The following is a 16,780-nucleotide window of genomic DNA, read 5'->3' as shown; positions in this document are numbered from 1 at the left end:
GATGGAAAAGTGCTTCACCCATCCAGACGAACGGCGCCACGCCAAACCCCCAACTATTTTTTGTCATGGTTCATCCGCGCATCGAGGAAGTCGTGGGCGCGCTTGAGTTCGTGCTCGACCACGCGCACCGAGAGTCCCAGCCGCGCCGCCACCTCCTTCTGCGGCAGCCCTTCCCAGCGCACCAGCATCAGGATCGTGCGGCGGCGCTCGGGCATGCGGTCGATCAGCTGCAGCAGGCTCGTCACCTCGGAGCGCAGTTCGGCGGTGCGCGCCGGGCCCGGCGCCGGGTCCGACAGCTCCATCAGCGACTGCACCTCGTCGATCGACAGCGAGCGGCTCTGGCGGCGCTGGATGTCCATCGCGATGTTGACGGCCACGCGCACCAGGTAGCTGCCCGGGCTCTGGATCGCGTCTTCTTCCTCGCGACTCTGCAGCCGCAGCCAGGTGTCCTGCAGCGCGTCGCCGGCCAGGTCGCCGTTGCCCAAAAGCCGCGTCACGCGCCGCTTGAGGCTGGCGTAGTGCCGCGACAGGTAGTCCGACAGGATCGGGCGTGCATCCTCGGTCATGGCCGGTTCCCGCAGCGCGGCGCGTCGGGGTCGGCGGGGTCGCGCGGCAGCAGCACCAGGGTCAGCGGCTGCGCCATCGCGGGCGGCGGTGCGCGGCCCACGCGCACGCGCTGCAGAGCCTCGCGCACCGCCGCGTCGCGGCGCGCATTGCCGGTCGAGGTCAGGAGGCGCGGCTTCTGCAGCGCACCGGTGGCGTCGATTTCGAAGCGCAGCAGGGTGCGGTAGCCGCCGGGCGCGGTGCGCGCATCGGCGCACAGCGCTTCCCAGACGCGTGCCTGCACCCAGGCGCCGTAGTCGGTGTCCACGCCCTCCGCGGGCTGGCGCGCCGCCAGCGCGCGCGCATCGACCGGCCTCAGCACGAAGGCATCGGCCGGCCCGTCGCGCGTGCGTTCGGCGGCCAGGCCCGTGCCTTCGAGCAGCAGGCGCAGCGCGGTTTCGGGCGCGTGGTGGCCGTGCACGGCGGCCGAGGTGCGGCCGCTCACGGCCGCGCTGTCGAACAGCGCCGGGCGGCCCGACTGCATGGCATAGCGCTGCAGCGCGGCGGCCAGGGGCTGCGCCGCGATGTCGAAGTCGACGCCGCTCGCTGCGGCCTCGGGCAGGGCGGCCGCGTCATCCACGCGCGCCGCGTCGCCATCGGCGGTCGAGGCCCACGCGGGCAGCCAGAACCCGCACAGCAGCGACAGCGCCAGGGCATGGCGCCGCCCACGGGCGGCGAGCGGGCGCACCCTGCGAGGAGACGAATCGGGCCGGCAAGGTGGGTGCGCCATTCTGGAAGCCCGCCATCGTGGCGTCCGAATATGACGTCGGTGCTACACCAAAGCATTCCTGCCGCCCGGCAGCGCAGGCGCGGATCGGGCAATATCGCCGGCTCGCCCCGAGGGGCCGGCCGCCGGGTCGAAGCGCCCTCTTCCCGTATTCCAAGCAAGAAAGGCCCTCGCCATGACCTCCCTCGCCGACTTCCCGATCACCCAGAAGTGGCCCGCCCAGCACCCCGAGCGGCTGCAGCTCTATTCGCTGCCCACGCCCAACGGCGTGAAGGTCTCGATCATGCTCGAGGAGATCGGCCTGCCCTACGAGCCGCACCTCGTGAGCTTCGGCAGCAACGACCAGATGTCGAGCGAGTTCCTCTCGCTGAACCCCAACAACAAGATCCCCGCGATCATCGATCCCGACGGCCCGGGCGGACAGCCGCTGCCGCTGTTCGAGTCGGGCGCGATCCTGTTCTATCTGGCCGAGAAGACCGGCAAGCTGCTGAGCACCGACCCCGCGAAGCGCTACGAGACCCTGCAGTGGGTGATGTTCCAGATGGGCGGCATCGGCCCGATGTTCGGCCAGCTCGGCTTCTTCCACAAATTCGCCGGCAAGGAGTTCGAGGACAAGCGCCCGCGCGACCGCTACGTGGCCGAATCGAAGCGCCTGCTCGGCGTGCTCGACAAGCACCTGGCCGGCCGCGAATGGATCATGGGCGACGACTACAGCATCGCCGACATCGCGAGCTTCCCGTGGATTCGCAACCTGATCGGCTTCTACGAGGCGCGCGAGCTGGTCGGCTTCGACAGCTTCCCGAACGTGGCCCGCGTGCTCGAGCGCTTCGTGGCGCGGCCCGCGGTCATCGCGGGGCTGACGATTCCGAAGGCCGCCTGAGGCCGGCTCCCGCCATCGCCGCCGGGTCGACGAGCCGGTCGTATGCGTCGCCGTCGATCAGTCCCAGCGCGATGGCCGCCGCGCGCGGCGCGATGCCGCGCGCGAGCGCCTCGCGCGTGATGCTCGCCACGCGGTCGTAGCCCAGCACCGGGTTCAGCGCCGTCACGGCCAGCAGCGCGTTGTCGACGTTCGCCGCGAGCCGCTCGCGCTCGGGCTCGATGTCCTTCACCAGCCGCTCGGCGAACACGCGCGAGGCATCGGCCAGCACGCGGATCGACTGCAGCAGGTTCTGGATGATCAGCGGCTTGGCCACGTTGAGCTCGAAGCTGCCCGAGGCGCCCGCCATGGTGATGGTGAGGTGGTTGCCCATGGCCTGCAGCCCGGCCTGCACCACCACCTCGGCGATGGTCGGGTTGCGCTTGCCGGGCATGATCGAGCTCGTGAGCCCGTCGTCGGGAATGCGCAGCTCGCCCAGGCCGCAGCGCGGGCCCGAGCCCAAGAGCCGCAGGTCGTTGGCCATTTTCACGAGCGAGGCCGCGAGCACGTTGAGCGCGCCCGACACCTCCACCAGTGCGTCGTGCGAGGCCATGCCTTCGAACTTGCTGGGATTGGGCGCGAAGGCGATGCCGCAGAGCGCGCCCAGTTCCTCGCAGAAGGCGGCATCGAAGCCCGGCGGCGCATTGAGCCCGGTGCCCGCCGCGGTGCCGCCCTGCGCCAGCAGTTGCAGGCGCGCGAAGGTGGCGTCGATGCGGTCGATGCCGTGGCCGACCTGGCGCGCGAAGGCATCGAAGCTCTGCCCCAGCGTCATCGGCACCGCGTCCATCAGGTGGGTGCGCGCGATCTTGAGCACGTCCGCGAAAGCCTCGGCGCGTTCCTGCAGGCGCTGGCGCAGCAGTTGCAGCGCGGGCCGCAGGCGCTCGCGCAACTCGAGTGCGGTCGCGATGTGCATCACGGTCGGAAAGCTGTCGTTCGACGACTGCGAGGCGTTCACGTGGTCGTTGGGATGCACCGGCGACTTGGTACCGAGCGGCTGCCCCAGCAGCTCGTTCGCGCGGTTGGCGATGACCTCGTTCGCGTTCATGTTGGTCTGCGTGCCCGAGCCCGTCTGCCACACCGTGAGCGGAAAGTGGCCGTCGAAGCGGCCGTCGCGCAGCTCGGCCGCGGCCTCGACGATCGGCGCCGCCTGGGCCGCGTCGAGCGCGCCGCAGCGCAGGTTGGCGCGCGCCGCCGCCATCTTCTGCAGGCCGAAGGCGTGGATCAGGCAGGCCGGAAAACGCTCCTCGCCGATCTCGAAGACCCCCAGCGCGCGCTGGGTCTGCGCGCCCCAGTAGCGGTCGGCCGGAATCTCGACGGGGCCGAAGGCGTCGCGTTCGATGCGCATGGCGGTCATGGCATCAAGCCCGCGCGGGATGGGCGTCGACGGGCGCCACGCCGTCGTCGAGGTCCTGGTCGGCCCGTGCGGTGTCGGGGTAGCGCTCGGGGTAGAGATGGCGCTCGGCCTGCTGCGCGTCGAAGGTGCCCGACCATTTGGCGACCACCACGGTGGCCACGCTGTTGCCGATCACGTTGCAGGTCGAGATGGCCATCGACAGGAAGCGGTAGACGCCGAAGATCACCGCCAGGCCCTCGACCGGCAGCAGCCCGGTCGAGGTGACGGTGGCCGCGAACACCACGAACGAGCCGCCCGAGACCGTGGCCGCGCCCTTCGAGGTCAGCAGCATCAGCAGCAGGATGCCGATCTGGTGGTCGAGCGTGAGCGGCACGCCGTAGGCATGGGCGATGAACATCACGCCCATGGCCATGAAGATCGAGGTGCCGTCGAGGTTGAAGGCATAGCCCGTGGGCAGCACCAGGCCCACGGTCTGCTTGGCGCAGCCCAGGCGCTCGAGCTTCACGAGCAGGCGCGGCAGCGCGCTCTCCGAGGAGGCGGTGCCCAGCACGATCAGGATCTCGTCCTTGATGTAGCGCAGGAAGCGCCACAGGCTGAAGCCCGCGAACTTCGCGACCAGCCCCAGCACCACCGCGATGAACAGCACGATCACCGCGTAGAAGCTCAGCACCAGCTGCGCCAGCGCCACCAGCACCGCGGAGCCGTTGCTGCCCACCGAGTAGGCCACCGCGCCGAAGGTGCCGATGGGCGCGAGCTTCATCACCAGGTTGATGAAGGAGAACAGCACCTCCGAGACGATGTCGAGGCCGCCGTTGATCTTCTCGCGCCGGCTCTCGGGAATCGCGAGGATGCCGATGCCCACCATCACCGCCAGCACCACCACCTGCAGCAGCTCGCCCTTGGCGAAGGCGCCGACGAAGTTGTCGGGCACGATGTGCGCCATGAACTCGAGGAAGCCCTGCGGCGCGGCGGCCTTCACCGCCGGTGCCGCGGCCGCGCCGGCCACCGAGGTCATGCCCTTGCCGGTCTGCAGCAGGTTGCCCGCGAGCAGGCCGATGACCAGCGCGATGGTCGAGATCACCTCGAAGTACACCAGCGAGCGCCAGCCCACGCGCCCCGCGCTGCGCACGTCGCCGGCCGAGGCGATGCCGTGCACGATGGTGAGGAACACCAGCGGCGCCACGCCCGCCTTGATGAGCGAGAGGAACATGTCGCCGAGCAGCTTGAGCTGCCCCGCGAACTTCGGGAACAGGAAGCCGACCGCGATGCCCAGCAGCAGCGCGACCAGCACCTGCATGCCGAGCCTTCGGTACCAGGGCTGCTTCTTCGGCGGTGCGACCAGGGTGGAATCGTTGAGCATGGTTGTCTCCTTGGGTGCCCGGGCTCAGCCCCGGACCTGCGCGGACAGCGCCAGCGCGCGGTCCACCATCCGGGGCGCGAGGCCCAGGTAGTTGGCGGGATCGGTCAGGCGATCGATGGCCGCGCGGTCGAAATGCGCCGTGACCTCGGGCAACGCGGCCAGCGCCTCGGCCAGCGTGCCGCCCTTCTCGTTGACAGTGCGGCAGGCGTCGTAGACCACATCGTGCGCCTGCTGGCGGCCGATGTGCGGCGCCATGCCCATCATCACGGCCTCGGCCACGATCAGGCCGCGGCTGATGCCCAGGTTGTGCTTCATGCGCGCCTCGTCGACGATCAGTCCGCCGAGCGCGAACCTGGCTTGGTGCAGCGCGCCGGCCGTGAGGATGAAGCTCTCGGGGATCGCGATCCACTCGGCATGCCAGGGGCCGGTGGCGCGCTCGAAGTCCTGCACCATCGCATCGACCATCAGGCCCGCATGCTGGCGCACCGCCTTCGAGGCCGCGAGCATCAGCTCGCTCGAGATCGGGTTGCGCTTCTGCGGCATGGTGCTGCTCGCGCCGCGTCCCTTGACGAAGGGCTCGTAGACCTCGGCGAACTCGGTCGAGGCCATGATCATGATGTCGAGCGCGATCTTGCCGAGCGAGCCGGTGACCAGCGCCAGCAGGTTCACCGCCTCGGCGAAGCCGTCGCGCGCCACGTGCCAGGTGGTCGCGGGCACGCCGAGCTTGAGTTCCTCGGCCATCGCCGCCTGCACCTCGAAGCCCTTGTCGCCCAGCGAGGCCAGCGTGCCGGCCGCGCCCGCGAACTCGACCACGGCCACGCGCGGGCGCAGTTCGGCCAGGCGCTGCTGGTGGCGGTCGAACATGGCGAGCCAGATCGCGACCTTGTAGCCGAAGGTCACGGGCAGCGCCTGCTGCAGGTGCGTGCGCCCGGCCATCGGCGTGTCGCGGTGCTTGCGCGCGAGGTCGGCCAGGATGCCGCGCAGCTCGCGGATCTCGGCGTCGACCAGGTCGAGCGCGTCGCGCACCTGCAGCGCGACGGCCGTGTCCATGATGTCCTGCGTGGTCGCGCCCCAGTGCACGTAGCGGCCCGCGTCGCCGCACATGGCCACCAGCTGGTGCACCAGCGGCAGGATCGGGTAGCCCACGATGTCGGTCTCGTGGCGCATGTGGTCGAAGTCGATGCGCTCGATGCGCGACTCGCGCGCGATGACCTCGGCCGCGTCGGCCGGGATCACGCCCACCTTCGCCTCGGCGCGCGCCAGCGCGATCTCGGCGTCGATGTAGCGCTGGATCAGCGCCACGTCGGAGAACAGCGCGCGCATAGCCGCCGTGCCGAAGGCATCGCGGAAAAGGATCGAATCGACGACGGTGCTGGCCATCGGAAGGGAGGCGGAGGACATGGACGGGCCTTGATATGTTCGGACATATTTAATTTAATATGTCCGGACATATGAATGAATAGGGTTTACCCTTAGGTCAAAATCGGGGCCACCATGAACAAGCCGCGCTTCACCGACATCGCCCAGGAACTGAAGGAAGGCATCGCCTCGGGACGCTTCCCGCTGGGCTCGCTGCTGCCGACCGAACTCGAGCTGCGCGATCACTACGGGATCAGCCGCCACACGGTGCGCATGGCGCTGCAGGAGCTGCAGGACGCGGGCCTGGTGTCGCGGCGCAAGAACGTGGGCACGCGCGTCGAATCGACGGTGGCGCGCATGGGCTTCCAGCAGTCGCTGGCCTCGGTGGAGGACCTCATGCAGTACGGCGCCGCCCACCTGCGCCTGGCGCCCGAGATCGACACCATCGCGAGCAATGCAACGCTGTCGCGCCTGCTCGGTTGCGAGGAAGGCACGCGCTGGCTGCGCATCTCGAGCCTGCGCATGGAGGAAGGTCCGCAGGGCCTGCCGCTGGGCTGGACCGACATCTACGTCGACACCCAGTACGCCGCGCTGGAGGCGCTGGTGCGCGCCGCGCCCGACACGCTGGTCAGCGCGCTGCTCGAGCAGCACTACGGCCTGCGCATGGCCGAGATCGTGCAGCAGGTGCGCGCGGTCGATGCCTCGGCGACGATGGCGCGCAAGCTGCGCATCGAGCCCGGCAGCGCGACCTTGCAGATCCTGCGGCGCTACCTCGATGCCGAGGGCGAGGTGCTCGTGAGCTCGGTCGCCACGCACCCGGGCGAGCGATTCTTCATCACCACGCGCCTGCAACGCGCGAAGGGTTGAGCCCGCGTCGTCGGCGGCTCAGTGCGCGGCCAGCTCGGGTTCCGTAGCGGGCTCGCGCGGCACTTCGTAGAGATGGAACGGCGGCACGTCGGGCCGGCTGCGCTGCAGCAGCGGCTTGGCGACGTTGTAGACCGGCGTGCCGTTGATGGTGCGGCCCTCGAGCGTGCCGCGGTGCGCATGGCCGTGGAACACGGCATCGATCGGGTAGCGCAGCAGCGGCTCCTCGAGCCGGCTGCTGCCCAGGAAGGCGAAGATCTCGCTCGGCTCGCCCTGCACCGTGCCCACGATCGGCGCGTAATGCAGCATCGCGATGCGGCGCCGGGTGCGCAGCTTGGCGAGCGCCGACTCGAGCTTCATCGCCTCGTTGAGCGCCTCCTGCACGAACATCTTGATCGCGGGCTCGCCCCAGGCGCCGAGCGAGGCGCGGCCGAAGCCGCCCGCGAAGCCCTTGACGCCCGCGATGCCCACGCCCTCGATCTCGCAGGCCGAGCCGTCGAGCATGCGCACGCCGATCCGCGTCAGCGCCTCGTTCACCACCTCGGGCGTGCCCGACTCGAAGTCGTGGTTGCCCAGCACGGCGACGATGGGAATCGAGAGGCCGCCGAGTTCCTCGGCCAGCACCCGGGCCTCTTCGGCGGTGCCGTAGTCGGTCAGGTCGCCGCACAGCAGCAGCGCGTCGGCCTCGTCGGCGGCCTGCGCGAAGAAGTCGCGCAGCGAACCCGCGGAGTCCTTCTGCACATGGATGTCGCCGACGGCGGCGAAACGGACGTGGGTGGATGATCTGGGGGTAGGCATGCAATGCACCGTGCGCCCCGCCGCCGGGCGCCGTCATCGGCCTCATCCCGCTGCGCTTGTAGGCGCCCGTCTGACATTCGATGGGGTCCTTTGCCCCTGCCCTGCCGTCGGCGCGGCGGCATTCACTGCGTGCATGACGCCCTCCACCATGCTCGCGCCCTCGCTCGAAGACGAAGTCGAGCCGCGGGTGGCCGATTTCTACCGGCGCGCGCTGCGTGCGCTCGACGAGGCCGGCGTTCCGTTCCTCGTCGGTGGCGCGTTCGCGCAGGCCTGCTACACGGGCATCCGCCGCTCGACCAAGGACCTCGACCTCTTCATCCGCCGCGAGGACTACGAGCGCATCGCGCAGGTCGCGCTCGCGCATGGCTGGCGCACCGAGATGACTTTTCCGCATTGGCTCGGCAAGGTCTACGACGGCCAGGAGTTCATCGACCTGATCTTCAATTCGGGCAACGGCCTCATGCCCGTGGACGCGCGCTGGTTCCACGGCAACTGCCGCGCCGACGTGCTCGGCGTTTCCGTGTGCGTCGCCAACGTGGAGGACTGCCTGGTGTCGAAGGCCTTCATCATGGAGCGCGAGCGCTACGACGGCGGCGACATCGCGCACCTGCTGCAGGTCAACGCGCAGCGGCTCGACTGGCCCGGGCTGCTCGAGCGCTTCGGCGCGCACTGGCGCGTGCTGCTCGCGCACCTCACGCTGTTCGGCTACATCTATCCCGCCGAGCGCGACCACGTGCCCGGCTGGGTGATGACGCTGCTGATGAGCCGCCTCGCCGGCGAGCTGCGCGCGACGGCGGCCCCGGGGGACAACGTGTGCGCTGGCACCCTGCTCTCGCGCGAGCAGTTCCTGCACGACATCGAGCGGCTTGGCTATGTCGACGGACGCCTCACGCCCGCGAGCACGATGACGCCCGAGGACATCGCGGTGTGGACCGAGGCGATTCCCGCGCGGGCCGAGGCCCAGGGCGGGAAGCCTCCGGACTGACAAGGTGTGAAGAAACCGTGGCGAGCGCCCCGAGGTCGCGAGGGAGGACCGGAACCACAAAGTCGGCTGTAAGCCGCATGAATACTGGAGTTTTTCTTTCGTGCTAAAGAGTCCGCCCTGAACAACTCGCAAGCCGTTGATCTGGTTCGCGGTTCTTCGGGTTGATGGGCGCAGGATTTGCAAGGTATGTTTTTGCCAGTACCTGTTTTCTTGCAAATTCCTACGGAGAGTCCGATGGGTCCGAAGCCTTCGCAGCCGCAAACGGTCGAGCTGTTCCGTCCAAGGCTGGACGAGCAGATCAACATGCAGCACCCGCTGGTCCGACTGGCAGCGCTCATCGATTGGGCACAGATCGAGCGCACGTTCGCGGTGTCGTTCACCTCGGGCCGTGGCCGCCCAGCGTTGCCGGCGCGCCTGGTCGCCGGGCTGCTGTACCTGTAGCACACCTTCGATGCCTCCGACGAGGCAGTGGTCAACACCTGGGTGGAGAACCCGTACTGGCAGTTCTTCTGCGGCGAGACTTACCTGCAGACCGAACTGCCCATCGACCCGTCCAGCCTGACGCGCTGGAGAACGCGCGTTGGAGAAGAAGGGGTTGAGACGCTGCTGGCGGCCAGCATCGATGCCGCCCGGCGTGGCGGCGTGATCCAGAAGACGAGCACACAGCAGGTGATCGTGGACACCACCGTCATGCCCAAGGCCATCGCCCATCCCACCGACAGCCGGCTGCTGGACAAGAGCCGCCAGCACTTGGTCAAGGCGGCCGAGGACAACGGGCTGCAGCTGCGCCAGAACTACAACCGCGTGGCACCGCGACTGGCCGCGCAGATCGGGCGCTACGCGCACGCCAAACAGTTCAAGCGCATGCGCCGGGCGGTGCGCACGCTGCGCACCCGCGTGGGCCGGGTGCACCGCGAGGTACAGCGCCAACTGCACCTGTTGCCCGAAGCGGCCAAGGCCAAGGTGCAGGACCTGCTGCAGCGCACCGGCCGCATCCTGACCCAGCGCACCAAGGACAAGAACAAGCTGTACGCTCTGCACGCGCCCGAGGTGGAGTGCATCAGCAAGGGCAAAGCAAGGACACCGTACGAGTTCGGCGTAAAGGTCAGCATCGCCACCACGTTGAAGGAAGGCCTGGTGGTGAGCATGCGCTCGATGCCGGGCAACCCCTACGACGGCCACACGCTGGCCGAGACGCTGGAGCAGGTGGGCATCCTCACCGGCACGGACAGGCCGCCGGCCACGGCCATCGTGGACAAGGGCTACCGGGGCGTGGAGATCGCAGGCGTGCGCATCCTGCGCTCTGGCCAGCGGCGGGGCGTCAGCAGGACGCTGAAGGCCATGATCCGGCGGCGCAGCGCCATCGAGCCGGCCATTGGGCACATGAAGATGGACGGGCAGCTGGGCCGCAATCCATTGAAGGGCGCGCTGGGCGATGCGTTGCACGCGGTGATGTGCGGCGCCGGGCACACCCTGCGACTGATCCTGGCCGCGCTGCGGCTTTATTGCGCCCGCTTCGGGCTGTCGATGCGGGCGGCCATCGCTTCTCTGATTGCCGCTTCGGTCAAGCACCGACCGACCTGCGGTTGAGAACCGAATTGTTCAGGGCGGACTTAGTAGTGCTTGGGAATGTCGAGACGACCCTTGGTGAGTCGATCAAAAAAACCAAGGACACATTCACCAACAAGCTTTTCGGCACCGTCTGGGCCTCTGCTCTTCAACTCTTCGAAGCTCATCTCAACAGAAAAATCCGCTGTCTCTGGCGAATGCTCGCCATGCTTTTTCGACAAGAAGAATACGAAACGCTCTGAGTTTTCATCCAACTGAATGACGAGATTAGATCGAACTTCGGACATGAGCGAACGTGCGCATCATTTGGGTTTAACGTTTCAGCTTTTGCTCAAGCCGAGGACGAACCAATATCCAGACCTCATCCTGATACTTAACTGCTTCAGGATATCCGGCATGAACTGCTTGCTTCAAATGGACTTCGCCCTGCTCAACTTCTGCCCAACTGTTGTTGGCGATGCCGTTGCCAATCAGGCTAACGGCTAGCTCATAGAGCGCCTCGGGTGTCCTGGCTTCAGCTTTCACATGAAGCTGTGCAAAGTACTCCTTGTCAGCCAATTTTTCATATTCCAGATCACGGGGAAGGTTCAGGCCTTTGGAACTCCTTGAGTTCAAAAATGACAGCACCAAACGGCCGAGTGTGCGTTCGATTTCTGCCGGCTCGCGTGCTCGCACGTTATCAAGCGGCAAGTTCAAAATCTCCTCCGAAAGGTGTTCGGCTACCCCTTGCGATGGATTCTCATAGGCCAGCAACGAGTCGGTCATTTCATCAAATAAAAACTCGATCGAGGCGGCTCTGGTGGTTGGTTTCATCGACATTGTTCCTTGCATGCTTTAAGGCGCGTTACGTACTTGCTGAATGCCTTTTCCTCGCAGGCCTTTCTGGTTCGAAAATCACCGTAGGTCTTACCGAGGGCTTCACAGTATGCGTAATCGCGACCCAGCTGGTCTTCAGCATCCTGCTCGCATTCCTGGATGGCACTTTTTGGAAGAATATTCTTCAACCAAGACGGAGGCGATAGATTTAGGTTCGGTAAGTATGGTGAACCATCGGCAGAAGATGGGTAATCTGGATTGATCGGTGGTGGATTGGTATCCACGCAACCGCCAGGAACAACGCAGACCTTGATGAGTCCCTTCGGATCAGTCGCACCCAACGGGTTCGCGTCCACGTAGCTGAACCGATTCCATCCCCCGCCAAGCCCAATGGAGTCACCCTGCGGATAGCGGCCAGTTCTGGGATCGTACGAGCGAAAGTAGTTATAGAACAGCCCGCTCTCGACATCCGCGTACTGACCCGGATAGCGCAGGTTGAACTTCACCTCCGAGATCCCCGTAGCGCCAGTGCTCGGCACCGTCTCCGGTCCCGTGAACCGCTTCGCCGCCGTTGTCGGCTCCTCCTCCCCGAACGCGCTATAGCGCCATTGCCAGACCGCTTGCCCACTCACGTCGGTGAGCTTGCGCGGCGTGTTCAGGTGGTCGCTGTGCACAGCGTAGGTCGCACCGTTAATCACCGCCGCGATCGGCATCGGACCATTGGCCGTCGGCAGGTAGATGTAGCTGGCTTGGCCTGAGCTGTTCGTCCCCCCGCTACCGATCTCCGCCACCAGCGTGCCCTGCTCGTCGTAGACATACGCATAGCCCAGTTGCTCCGCCTGGCTCGTGCTCGGACTCCACATCTTCGTAAAGAACGCCACCAGACTGCTCCAGAACCCCGGATCGCTCTCGTCCCCCTGGCTCGGCGGATACAGCGGCTCCGTCTTGAACACCCGCTGCCCCAGCGCGTTGTGCGCATAGCGCGTCGTCGGACTGCTGTCCGTCGCGCCCGTGGTCGCCGTGCTCAGTCGACCCTCGGCGTCGTAGCCGTAGCTGCGCAGGCCATCGCCCGTGAGGTCGCCGTTGGCGTTGTAGCCATAGGTCACGCTGGTGGTCGCGCCGCCCGTGGTCTGGCTGAAGCCCGTGAGGCGGTTTCCGTTGGTCGGGACGGTGTAGGTGCGGCTCGTGCTCAGCCCGTTGACCACCCGCGTGCTGCTCGAGCGGTTGCCGTTCGCGTCGTAGCCGAAGCCTGCCGTGTTGCTGCCGCTCCCCGTCACGTTGAAGCTCGTGATGCGCCCGACGCTGTCGTAGCCCACGTTCCAGGTGGTGTTGGCGCTCGCGATGGTGTCGTGCGTGGGGTCGGTGTCCGCCGGACCGTAGAGGTTCTGCGTCAGGCTCGTGATGCGACCCGCGGCGTCGTAGACGTAGCTGCCGAACTCGGTGGCGGTCATGCGCCCGGCCGTGTCGTAGCTGCGCGTGGCCTTGAGCTTCGGGTCGGTGCTCGTGAAGGCCCAGGTCCAGCCCGTGGGCTGGCCCAGCGGATTCCAGGTGATGTTGCTCACCAGTGGGGTGCTGTTCCAGTTCAGGCCGGTGAGGCGGCCGGTCGAATCGTAGACGTGGCTCAGCGTGGCGCCCGTCGGGTACGCGATGCTTCCCAGCGTGCCGTTGAGGTTGTAGGCGTAGCCAATCTGCTGGACGCTGCCATTGGCCAAGGTCTGCTTCTTGAGCACCACGCGCCCGAAGGCATCGCGCGTGTACTCGGTGGTGCCGCTGCGGTCCACGATCTCCGACAGGTAGCCCTTGCTGGTGGCCGTGAGGTCGTAGCGCAGAGTGGTGGTCTTGCCGTCGGCGAAGACGAGGCTCATGGGCCGGCCCAGAGGATCGCGTTGGATGGTGGTGGTCTGGCCCAGCGCATCGACGATCTGGCTGGGCAGGCCCAGGTTGTCGTACTGGGTGGTCGCTCCGCCCGTGTCTGCGCTGCTCTCGGCGGTGGCGTTGCCCTGGGCGTCGCGGGTGTAGCCGGTGGCCACGCCCTTGAAGTCCTTGGCTTCGGTGACGGCATCGAGGGCGTTGTACTTGAGGGTGGCCGTGGCATTGGCCGCGTTGGTCACCGAAGCCACGCGGCGCAGGTTGTCCAGGCCCAGTTGCGTGCTCTGGTTCAGGCCGTTGGTGCTGCGGGTAAGGTCGCCGTTGGCGTCGTAGCCGAAGGAACTGGTCTGGTTCGGCCCTTCGGTCTTGCCCGAGACGCGGTTGATGTTGTTGATGGTGCGTGCGGCGTTCCAGGCCACTGCACCGCTGCTGTCCTTGATCTGCTCGGCCGTGCGGTTGCCCATGCCGTCGAGCGTGAAGCTGCCGCTCTCGCCGCGGTTGTTGCTCCAGCCGGTGAGGCGATGGGCAGGGTCGTAGGTGTAGGTCAGCACCAAGCCCGTGGGCAGCGTGATGGTCTCGACGCTGCCATAGGGCTTGTAGGTCAGCGTGGTGGTCTGCTGGCCGCCGACGGTCTGGGTCAGCAGGCGGTCGCGGGCGTCATAGGTGTAAGTAGTGACGAGGCCATTGGGTTCGGTCTGGCTGGTAACGCGATTGGCGAGGTCGTAGGCATAGCTGGTGACGTGGCCCAGGGCGTTGGTGCTGGTGAGGACGTTGCCTCGGGGGTCGTAGGTGTAGCTCGTGACTGCGCCGTTGGGCTCCGTGGCCGTCTGGACCAACTGAGAAGCGTTGTAGGTCCACCGCCAGGTCTGGGCCTTGTTGGTGGCGGTGTCGGTGACGGTGCGGGTCAGGACGTTGCCGACGGTGTCGTGGGTGAAGGCAGTCTTGCGACCCGCTTCGGTAATCAGCGCAGGCAAGCTGAAGGTGGGGTGCCACTGGGTCGTGGTGGTCTGGGCTTCAGGTCTACCAGACGCGCGGGTCACCGTGAGCGGAAGACGGCGGGAAACGTCCCAGGCAGTGGTGGTGAGTACGCCACTGAAGTCAGTCTTGCCGGTAATGAGGCCATTGGCGTCTTGCACTCGGCTGGACGCATCACTGTTGCCTTCCCCTGAGGGTAAGGAGCCGCCCGTAACGGCGAGCTTGCCCTTGGTGGCGGCGTAGCTGTAGTTGCGACTCGTACCCAGTGGGTCGACAACCGTAGCCAAGCCTGTTGACGGATATCTGACTTGGTAGGCGGCCACGTCACCCGCAAGACTAGAAGTGGTAGCACGTCCCGCACTGTCATAAGCGAAGGTCCCCCAGCGTTGCCCCGCCTCGTCGATGATGCCGGTCAGGGCTTGAAGAAACGATGAGTTCTCGTAGACAAAGCTGCGACCCTTGCCGTCAGGGTATAGAACCGACGACAAGCGACCAGAGCCATCGTAGGTGTATGAGACGACGCGCGTATCCGGGGTTGTGACGGTGATCAGTTGACCAGCGCCGTTATATCTAAGAGCGAGCGTGCGACCGAAGTTGTTCGTGATGGAGGCTAGTTGCCCGGCACTGTTATAGGTATACACAGTGACCCATCCATAGCGATTTGTCTCGGTTTGCAGTTTGCCAGCGCTGTCGAATGTCAGCGTGGTGTCATCGTCGGCACGGAAATAGCTCCAGGCACCAGAGGACAGTTGCGCCAAGGTGTCGGCACTGTTGTCGGCGCGCCAGCCGGCGACTCCAGCAGTCTGGTTGAAGGTCCGAACATAACCTTCGCCAGTTGTAATGTTTACGCTTGATTTCCAAGATCTGGGGAAAAATTCCAGCTTGGTGCTGAAGTTGTGTGACCAAGATTGACCGAGTGGATTACTAGTCCGGTTCGGGTCACTGGCCCAGTTGCTGCGATATGTACGCATGAAAGACAAGGCACCGGAACCAGAGTCGGACCAGTCTGTCTCGGAGCGGTACTTCTCAGCCGATGCGGGCAAGATTGGCTGCGGGGTTTGACCGCCATCTTGGCGCTGGCAGGACTGCGGCTCAGGAGGTGGGGGGACCCAATTCTCAAAGCCGGCGGGCAGACAATACTTGTACTTTGCACTCCATACAGGCGTCAGCGAATCTTCCGAACCGCAACCGCAAGAAAGCGTGCCTTTATATGCCCTGCCAGCCACAGAGGGGCCAAAAATGGGAGGGGAGGTCGACGGAGTTGCAATGGCTCTGGGAAGACCACCCTGATACTTCAAATAGGTTGAGTCAACACCTAAAGCGGAGAGTTGTTCCTGCATAACAGGAGAGATCGGCGCTCCACCACCTTGGACACCAACCCCACCCGCCGGGCACTTATATGAAAAACCCACCGCCTGATTGGTCTCGCTTGTCGGATTGCTGCCGGTCCATTGGGCGTACGAAGTACCAGTGCAAAAAACCTCTGCTAACGTTGGGGTGTTGTCCGGCACTCTGACATATGACCCTCCGTCTTCAACAAACCACTGACGATATGAACCGATAGTACCGCCGTCAATAGTTGTTCCCGCAACGCAAACATCAATCCCATTCTTACTCTGCGCAATGACTGTATTGGCCGAGTTAATAATTTCAGCTGACAATTGGGCATGCGAAGCAGATTGACCAAGAAAAAACAATCCCAACGCAATCCAGATTTTTTTCGCTTTTAGCCTGGATATCATTTTTATCAATATCCGAGGCACAGATGCATTTTTCATGATTCCCCTCCCAAGGCAGTGACGTCCCTCATTCAGCCGCAATTCGGAGCGGCGGAACATGACGTTATGCGAGCTGCTGTGGCTCGTCAACATTGATCTGTACTGGATAAATACCACGCACGCAGGGACGAGCCTGGAGATGAAAGTTCGCAGTTCTCCTCCTCGGGAGACTTTTGAGGACCGCTCTCCATGGGGGGGTCTTACGGCAAGCCACGAAACCCCAAGCAACGCTGGAGCCGTTGCGCCAAGTCGGGCGAGACCGTCCACGCGTCGCCCCCGGCCCTGCGAGGCGCCGCACTACCGGGTGCCGATTCCGCCGCTTAGGTGGGGGTATTCCAGACGCGCGCGCCGGCTATCGTCCTCGCGGTCACGCCGCACGAGTTTGTCGACCAGTGCTTGGGCGTCGGCCAGGCTCAGCCCTCGGCTCACGAACAGGTCGATCCAACTCAGCATTCGCTCGGTCTGGCTGGCGTTCATCGCATCGGAATGCGGCGAGCAGTCTCGGTCGGGATCGGCGCGGCCACCAACATTCCCCAGTCTGCCGATCCAGCGTTGCGGATGCCGCAGCGAGTCTCATCAGGGTGGTCGGACTCATGCCTTCGTGGCCGGTGACATGGTGGCGCTCGATCCAGGCAGCCACGGCGGCATCGGCAACGTGATCGGTGTCGTTGACAGCCACCAAGTAGTCGGCCAGCTCAGCTTTGTGAACTCGGATCAGGCCAAGCAGGGCCTCGGTCAGCCGACTGGCGGGGGTGACCTTTACGCCGTGCTCGGGGCACGCAGTAGGTTTATTCACACCTTTTGAGA

14 protein-coding genes and 2 pseudogenes are annotated in these 16,780 nt (G+C 65.6%); 5 read left to right on the top strand and 11 right to left on the bottom strand.

Translation table 11 applies throughout. The features are described 5' to 3' along the window. Positions 1-53: 53 nt before the first annotated feature. A complete protein-coding gene (locus tag ACEN9J_RS01155; RefSeq protein ID WP_057597401.1) occupies positions 54-566 on the bottom strand; it encodes an RNA polymerase sigma factor in 513 nt (170 codons plus the stop codon). Continuing rightward, on the bottom strand, positions 563-1,291 hold the full coding sequence (locus tag ACEN9J_RS01150; RefSeq protein WP_413763056.1) for a secretin and TonB N-terminal domain-containing protein: 729 nt from the start codon (positions 1,289-1,291) through the stop codon (positions 563-565). The genes ACEN9J_RS01155 and ACEN9J_RS01150 overlap by 4 nt, the downstream gene beginning before the upstream one ends. A gap of 214 nt (positions 1,292-1,505) precedes the next feature. Between ACEN9J_RS01150 and ACEN9J_RS01145 the strand changes: the two genes are divergently transcribed. Then, on the top strand, positions 1,506-2,210 hold the full coding sequence (locus ACEN9J_RS01145) for a glutathione binding-like protein (protein WP_296733929.1): 705 nt from the start codon (positions 1,506-1,508) through the stop codon (positions 2,208-2,210). Here the strand turns inward: ACEN9J_RS01145 and ACEN9J_RS01140 are convergent. Genes ACEN9J_RS01140 through pcaB form a run of 3 tightly spaced genes read right to left on the bottom strand, consistent with a single transcriptional unit; the run spans position 2,176 to position 6,361 of the window. Beyond that, entirely contained in the window at positions 2,176-3,600 is a 1,425-nt protein-coding gene (locus tag ACEN9J_RS01140) for a class II fumarate hydratase (RefSeq protein WP_057597398.1), read from the bottom strand. The two genes, ACEN9J_RS01145 and ACEN9J_RS01140, sit on opposite strands and share 35 nt — an antisense overlap. A gap of 4 nt (positions 3,601-3,604) precedes the next feature. Further along, positions 3,605-4,960, bottom strand: coding sequence for a cation:dicarboxylate symporter family transporter (locus ACEN9J_RS01135; RefSeq protein WP_057597397.1), 1,356 nt, complete (start codon positions 4,958-4,960; stop codon positions 3,605-3,607). 24 nt (positions 4,961-4,984) lie between these two features. Continuing rightward, on the bottom strand, positions 4,985-6,361 hold the full coding sequence (gene pcaB / locus ACEN9J_RS01130) for a 3-carboxy-cis,cis-muconate cycloisomerase (protein ID WP_413763055.1): 1,377 nt from the start codon (positions 6,359-6,361) through the stop codon (positions 4,985-4,987). Positions 6,362-6,454: 93 nt separating this feature from the next. Between pcaB and ACEN9J_RS01125 the strand changes: the two genes are divergently transcribed. Beyond that, positions 6,455-7,186: a GntR family transcriptional regulator gene (locus tag ACEN9J_RS01125; RefSeq protein ID WP_413763054.1), complete on the top strand. Its 732-nt coding sequence runs from the start codon at positions 6,455-6,457 to the stop codon at positions 7,184-7,186. An 18-nt stretch (positions 7,187-7,204) separates the two neighbouring features. On the opposite strand, the gene ACEN9J_RS01120 is transcribed toward ACEN9J_RS01125, so the two are convergent. After that, positions 7,205-7,981: a metallophosphoesterase family protein gene (locus tag ACEN9J_RS01120; RefSeq protein WP_413763053.1), complete on the bottom strand. Its 777-nt coding sequence runs from the start codon at positions 7,979-7,981 to the stop codon at positions 7,205-7,207. Between the two features lie 133 nt (positions 7,982-8,114). Here ACEN9J_RS01120 and ACEN9J_RS01115 point away from each other — a divergent pair, with 133 nt between their 5' ends. Continuing rightward, positions 8,115-8,966 (top strand): nucleotidyltransferase, encoded by an 852-nt coding sequence (locus ACEN9J_RS01115; RefSeq protein WP_413763052.1) that lies wholly within the window; start codon positions 8,115-8,117, stop codon positions 8,964-8,966. A gap of 234 nt (positions 8,967-9,200) precedes the next feature. Next, positions 9,201-10,556: pseudogene (locus tag ACEN9J_RS01110) on the top strand (IS5 family transposase). A 23-nt stretch (positions 10,557-10,579) separates the two neighbouring features. Here the strand turns inward: ACEN9J_RS01110 and ACEN9J_RS01105 are convergent. From ACEN9J_RS01105 to ACEN9J_RS01085, 5 genes and pseudogenes are all read right to left on the bottom strand, one after another. Continuing rightward, complete coding sequence (locus tag ACEN9J_RS01105; RefSeq protein WP_413763051.1) at positions 10,580-10,822, bottom strand: hypothetical protein; 243 nt, start codon at positions 10,820-10,822, stop codon at positions 10,580-10,582. A 25-nt stretch (positions 10,823-10,847) separates the two neighbouring features. Next, positions 10,848-11,348 (bottom strand): hypothetical protein, encoded by a 501-nt coding sequence (locus ACEN9J_RS01100; RefSeq protein WP_413763050.1) that lies wholly within the window; start codon positions 11,346-11,348, stop codon positions 10,848-10,850. Beyond that, positions 11,345-14,953 (bottom strand): RHS repeat-associated core domain-containing protein, encoded by a 3,609-nt coding sequence (locus ACEN9J_RS01095; RefSeq protein ID WP_413764655.1) that lies wholly within the window; start codon positions 14,951-14,953, stop codon positions 11,345-11,347. Before ACEN9J_RS01095 ends, ACEN9J_RS01100 begins: the two co-directional genes overlap by 4 nt. Before the next feature lie 63 nt (positions 14,954-15,016). Then, positions 15,017-15,535: pseudogene (locus tag ACEN9J_RS01090) on the bottom strand (DUF6531 domain-containing protein); the annotation flags it as partial. 735 nt (positions 15,536-16,270) lie between these two features. Then, entirely contained in the window at positions 16,271-16,450 is a 180-nt protein-coding gene (locus ACEN9J_RS01085) for a hypothetical protein (RefSeq protein WP_413763049.1), read from the bottom strand. A 136-nt stretch (positions 16,451-16,586) separates the two neighbouring features. On the opposite strand from ACEN9J_RS01085, the gene ACEN9J_RS01080 reads away from it, so the two are divergent. After that, on the top strand, positions 16,587-16,778 hold the full coding sequence (locus ACEN9J_RS01080; protein ID WP_413763048.1) for a hypothetical protein: 192 nt from the start codon (positions 16,587-16,589) through the stop codon (positions 16,776-16,778). The last annotated feature ends 2 nt before the right edge of the window (positions 16,779-16,780 follow it).

The organism is Variovorax sp. Varisp41 (assembly GCF_047325085.1).
Lineage (GTDB): Bacteria > Pseudomonadota > Gammaproteobacteria > Burkholderiales > Burkholderiaceae_C > Variovorax.
Note: the sequence above shows the minus strand (reverse complement) of the source record. Positions and strands in the feature narration are given on the sequence as shown.